The sequence below is a fragment of the Mesorhizobium sp. M7A.F.Ca.ET.027.02.1.1 genome, assembly GCF_004022985.1.
Taxonomy (GTDB): Bacteria; Pseudomonadota; Alphaproteobacteria; order Rhizobiales; family Rhizobiaceae; genus Mesorhizobium.
This window is the reverse complement of sequence record NZ_RZOL01000817.1, coordinates 1-971: the sequence shown is the minus strand read 5'-3', so window position 1 is coordinate 971 and position 971 is coordinate 1. Positions and strand designations below refer to the sequence as shown.

The 971-nt window shown below is 66.5% G+C and carries 1 pseudogene; it reads left to right on the top strand.

Features of this window, described 5'->3' with window-relative positions:
- Nucleotides 1-525: 525 nt before the first annotated feature.
- Nucleotides 526-971, top strand: a pseudogene (locus EN749_RS36385) (hypothetical protein); the annotation flags it as partial.

The following is a 971-nucleotide window of genomic DNA, read 5'->3' as shown; positions in this document are numbered from 1 at the left end:
ACAGCCTTGCCGTCGACCCGCTTCGGGCGGGAGGTCGCCAGCCGGAAGTCGGTGATCTTGGTGCCGCCGCGGGTGTTCACCATTTCGGGGTCGTTGCCGATGTTGCCGGCGAGAAAAACGATGTTGGTCATTTCCTGTCTCCATCTTGCTCGTCCGGGGGACCGTCCCTCCGAACGAGACCCGGCCAAGGACAGCGGGAGACGCCTGCAACCGGAGCGGAACGCGACGGCTCGCCCCCAAGGCAAGGAGTGGTGCGGGCAGGCGCGAAGCGCCAACTCGGTCCGCCGCCGCGCGGGGTTGCGTGCGGAAACCGAATGGACTCAGGGGCTTAATTCGTTTCGGAGTAACAGGGGCAAAACCCCGGGCGGACTGAAGCGTCGCACGCGGGTGGTGGTGCGACCGATTGACTCGGTCTGACGGGAGGGGATTCCCGAATCGGCTGTTTTCTGACTCGATCAAGCGATGTCGAGGCCGCCGTCTTCCGCTCTTCATGATCTGTCGAACGCCGCGCTCAAGGACTTGGTGGTGGAACTGCTGGGCGAGGTGGCGGCGCTGAAGCAGATCGTCGCCGAACAGCGCGAGGAGATTGCGCGGCTGAAGGGGCTGAAGGGCCGGCCGAACATCCAGCCCAACAAGCCGAGCGGCATGGAGCAGGCGAGCGCGCAGAAGGCGGCATCGAGCGGCGGCGGCAAGCGCCGCGGGCGCGGCAAGAAGACGCTGTCGCGGGTCGCGGTCGAGGATCGGGTCTTGCAGGCCGCGGTTCCGGCGGGCTCCCGTTTCAAGGGATACGAGACCTTCGTCGTCCAGGATCTGATTATCCAACCGACGGCGATCCGGTTCCGGCGCGAGCGTTGGCTGACGCCCGATGGCCGAACTGTCGTGGCACCGCTGCCGGACGGCATCGACGGCCATTTCGGGCCCGAGCTGCGCCGCTTCGTGCTGGCCCAGTACCATCAGGGTCAGGTCACCGT